Origin of the sequence: Streptomyces spinoverrucosus (genome assembly GCF_006539505.1) — a bacterium.
GTDB lineage: Bacteria > Actinomycetota > Actinomycetes > Streptomycetales > Streptomycetaceae > Streptomyces > Streptomyces spinoverrucosus.
Genome location: NZ_BJND01000144.1, coordinates 1 through 4449, shown reverse-complemented (window position 1 = coordinate 4449; position 4449 = coordinate 1). Strand labels below are relative to the sequence as shown.

3 protein-coding genes are annotated in these 4449 nt (G+C 70.0%); 2 read left to right on the top strand and 1 reads right to left on the bottom strand.

The window, feature by feature from the left end; all coding sequences use genetic code 11:
• Window positions 1–188: 188 nt before the first annotated feature.
• Complete coding sequence (locus SSP24_RS44815; RefSeq protein ID WP_229866354.1) at window positions 189–1157, bottom strand: nitroreductase/quinone reductase family protein; 969 nt, start codon at window positions 1155–1157, stop codon at window positions 189–191.
• Between the two features lie 284 nt (window positions 1158–1441).
• On the opposite strand from SSP24_RS44815, the gene SSP24_RS42010 reads away from it, so the two are divergent.
• Window positions 1442–3091: an FAD-binding oxidoreductase gene (locus SSP24_RS42010; protein WP_229866355.1), complete on the top strand. Its 1650-nt coding sequence runs from the start codon at window positions 1442–1444 to the stop codon at window positions 3089–3091.
• A gap of 53 nt (window positions 3092–3144) precedes the next feature.
• A complete protein-coding gene (locus tag SSP24_RS42005; protein ID WP_141316453.1) occupies window positions 3145–4095 on the top strand; it encodes an aldo/keto reductase in 951 nt (316 codons plus the stop codon).
• Window positions 4096–4449 lie beyond the last annotated feature (354 nt).

The window sequence follows — 4449 nt, the reverse complement described above, 5'->3', positions numbered from 1 at the left end:
TTGTTGCCCTCCGCGATGACGTCGAACCAGTCCAGCGCCCAGTTGAAGTACTCCGGGCGCGGCCAGCGGAAACCCGCGTAAGCGGTGTCGTAGTCCTCGCGGTGGGCGAGCAGAAAGTCCCGGGCCGCGCGGAACTCCTCCGTCGGGTCGGTTCCTGACACGTTCAACCTCTCCTCTGCACCCGGGTATCAGGCGTCCGTCGGGACCAGGGCCACGACCGGGATGTCACGGTCCGTACGGTCCCGGAACTCGGCGAAGTTCGGGTCCTGCGCGGCCTGCAGTCGCCACAGCTCCTCGTGCTCGGCGACGGGCACGGCCTCGGGCCGGGCCTCGAACCGCCGCCCCGCCACCTCGACCACGCCGGTGCCGGCCGCCATGAGGTTCCGGTACCAGGCGGGGTGCGATTCGGCCCCGCCGTTCGCGGCGAACACGATGTGGCGCCCGTCCCGCTCCAGGTGGACCAGCGGTGTGGTGCGCGGCAGCCCGCTGCGGCGGCCGACCGTCGTGAGCAGCAGCAGCGGAATGTCGCCGAAATCGCCGACCCGGCCGCCGTTCGCCCGGAATTCCTCGATGACCCGCCGGTTGAAGGGATTGCTGTTCACCGTCTCGTCGGGGGCGCGGTGCGCGTCCCAGTTCTCCTGCGGGAGATAGAGCCGGGTCGGGGTGGCTTTCTCGTACGGCATTCCGGCGGGCATGTTGATGAGTTCCATGTGCAGACCCCAGGGTGTGGTGAAGTACACCCAGCGGTCGCCCGCGATCGGCCCGTCGGTGATGGTCTCCGGTTCGTCGAGAATCGTCACGCCCGGCACTTCCCGGAGATACTCGGCAGCCTTGTCGACGTCGTCGACGTAGAGGGCGAAGTGGTGGCCGCCCCAGTCGCTGTTGCGCGGGCGGGAGTGGTCCTGGTCGGGCGCGGTGTACTCGAAGAGCTCCAGGTTGGTGACCGGGCCCAGCCGCAGCATGGCGATCTTGGCCGAGGCGCGCGGGTGGACGCCCAGCTTGCGGGTCATCCAGTCGCCCTCGGGGTCCTCCACCGGGCCCAGGCGGTAGGCGAGTTCGGCGCCGATGACGTCGACGAAGAAGCGCACGGCCTGGTCCAGGTCGGGCACGGTGTAGGCGATGTGATGGACCGCCCGGGCTCCGGGAAGTGTGCTCAAGGTTCGCTCCGTTCAGCCTGTTGTGTCGCCCGACTCTCGGGCAGGCGCGTGGCCGGAAACAACGGCAAGTTCCGGAAGTCGGTACGACATGCCGAAGTCGCCCCAAGGGGTTGGCGTCCGGGGAGCGCGTCCTGTTGGGATGGCATGCGTCGAGAGCGCCGCTTTCCCTTCCGCTCTCGTACGCCTCGTAATTCTCTGATTCCGTCCTCGGGACGTTTCTCGAATCTCGCAATGAATGCCGGACAACGGGGGTCAAGATGGGTGAGTTGAAAAGACGCCGCTTTGTGAGCCTGGGCTCCGGGCTCGCCTTCACGGCCGCTGCCGCGGCCGGCGGTGGGCTGGCGACCGCGCCGTATGCCCGGGCCGAGGACGGCATCTCCGCCGGGACCGGCCGGGCGGCGGCGCCGAAGGTGGAGGTGACGCCCACCGACTCCCGTTACGCGGACCTGACCTCGGGCAACAACCTGCGCTGGAAGGCCAGTCCGGACAAGATCGTGCTGCCCCGGACCACCGGCGATGTGATCGCCGCGGTGCGGGAGGCGGTCGCCGGCGGCAAGCGGCTCTCCGTGTGCGGCGGGGGCCACTGCTTCGAGGACTTCGTGTTCAACGCGGACATCCGGATCAACATCAACATGTCCCTGATGAACGCGGTCACCTTCGACACCGCGATGAACGCCTTCCGCGTCGAGGGCGGCGCGACGCTGCTCGATGTGTACGAGGCGCTGTACGAGGGCTGGGGCGTGACGATCCCGGCCGGGATCTGCCACAGCGTCGGCGTCGGCGGGCATGTCACCGGCGGCGGTTACGGCAACCTCTCCCGCCAGTACGGCCTGACCGTCGACCATCTGCACGCCGTGGAGGTCGTCGTGGTGGACGCCGCCGGCACGGTGAAGAGCGTGGTCGCGGCGCGGGACTCCGCGGACGCCGCCCTGCGCGACCTGTTCTGGGCGCACACCGGCGGAGGCGGCGGCAGCTTCGGTGTCGTCACCGCCTTCTGGTTCCGCACGCCGGGCGCCACCGGCGCGCCCGCCAACCTGCTGCCGAAGGCCCCGTCCAAGATCTTCCTCACCCTGGCGGGCTGGCCGTGGGAGAAGGTCACCCAGGAGGGGTTCGCGCGGCTGGTCGACTACTGGGGCACGTGGTTGGAGAAGAACAACACCCCCGGTACGACGGCCGGTTCGCTCTACTCCTGGCTGATGCTCAACCACCGCGACAGCGGCTCGCTCGGTGCCGTGGTCCAGCTGGACGCCTCGCTGCCCGACGCGGCGAGCGTGCTCAGCGACTTCCTGGCCGGGATGGATCAGGCCCTCGGCCTGTCCTCGGCGACGACCCGGCACGACGGCGTGCTGGACTCGCAGTACACCTCGACCCGGCTGATGCCCTGGCTGCGCGGCACCAAGTACATCGGCGCGATCTCACCCACCCAGCTCGACCCCACCACCCGCGGCTCGCACAAGTCGGCGCATCTGCGCAGGCCGATGCCGCGCCGGCAGATCGACGCGATGTACACCCACCTCACCAGCACGGACAGGCCGAGCACCCTCACCGGCATCGTGCTGTCCGCGTCCGGCGGCCGGATCGCGAGCGTGTCGTCCACCGCGACGGCCGTGGCGCAGCGGGACGCGATCATGAAGGTGAACTTCGAGAGCCGCTGGTACGGCGCCGCGGACGACGCCAGGAACACCGGGTGGGTGCGCAAGGCGTTCAGCGCCGTGTACGCCGACACCGGCGGCGTGCCGGTCCCGAACGACGTGACGGACGGCTGCTACATCAACTACCCCGACGGTGACCTGGCCGACCCGGCGTACAACACGTCGTCGGTGCCGTGGCACGACCTGTACTGGAAGCAGAACTACAAGCGCCTTCAGCAGGTCAAGCGCACCTGGGACCCCGGAAACGTCTTCCGGCACAAGCAGTCCGTGCGCCTTCCGTAGACCTTCCCTTTCGCACGTCCGACACCCCCACACATCACTGGAGGCACCACATCATGCGCAACACAACTCTCGGCAAGAACGGTCCCGTAGTCGGCCGCGTAGGGCTCGGCACCATGGGCATGTCCTTCGGCTACGACCCGCACGGCTGGGACGACGACGCCTCGGTCGAGGTCATCCAGCGCGCCCTGGACCTCGGCGTCAACCTGATCGACACCGCCGACGTCTACGGCCCGTTCACCAACGAGGAGCTCGTCGGCCGCGCCCTGAAGGGCCGCCGGGACGAGGTCGTGCTGTCCACCAAGGGCGGCCTGGTCGTGGACGAGAACGGGCTGGGGCTCAACGGCCGGCCCGAGCACCTGTCGGCCGCCGTGGACGCCAGCCTGCAGCGGCTCGGCGTGGACCACATCGACCTGTACTTCCTGCACCGGGTGGACCCGGCCGTGCCCCTGGAGGAGAGCTGGGGCGCGCTCGCCGAGCAGGTCAAGGCGGGCAAGATCCGTGCGCTGGGCCTGTCGGCGGTGACCGTGGAGCAGGTGCGTGCCGCCGAGGCGGTGTACGAGGTCGCGGCCGTGGAGTCCGAGGCCTCGCTGTTCACGCGCGACGCCTTCGCGGACGTACTGCCGTACACGGTGGAGCGCGGTATCGCCTTCCTGCCCTTCTCGCCGCTCGGGCGTGGCCTGCTCACCGGTGCGTTCAGCAAGCCGGCCGACCTGCCGAAGGACGACTGGCGCAGCACGCAGCCGCGGTTCACGGAGGAGGCGTTCACGCACAACAAGGCGATCGTCGACGCCGTCGCGGCGGTGGCCGAGCGGCACGACGCGACGACCGCGCAGGTGGCGCTGGCCTGGCTGCTGACCAAGGGGGAGTACGTCGTCCCGATCCCCGGCACCAAGACGGAGCGCTACCTGGTCCAGAACGCCCAGGCAGCGGCCGTCGACCTCACCGCCCAGGACATCGCCGAACTGGACGCCCTTCCGGAGCCGATGGGCGCGCCTGAGGCCTGAGGTGCCCTCCGGGGGTTGGGCCGGCGAGGGTGGGATTCCGGAGGTCCTGGACTGAAGGGGCCCGTTCCTCGCAGGCCGCAGTCAGGGGGCGCCTGTTCCCTGATGGCCCGAACCGGCGAACACCGGATTCGGCTGCGGCCCGGCTCCTACGGGCGTCGGGCGTGGCGGAGCGGGTGGCCGGGACTGTGGACGGCGGTTCGCGAGCTGCTCGGAGATCGGGAGCTTGGAAGCGCCTGTCGTCCGCGAGGGCGGTGCGGGCGGACTGCAGGGGCTCGGGCCGCAATGGCGCGGGCTGCAGAGGTTCGGGCCGCAATGGAGCGGGCTGCAGAGGTTCGGGCCGCGAGGCTCGGACGG

Excerpts from the sequence above, each read along its gene's own strand:
- SSP24_RS42005 (WP_141316453.1), top strand. The coding sequence starts at position 3,145 with ATGCGCAACACAACTCTCGGCAAGAACGGTCCCGTAGTCGGCCGCGTA.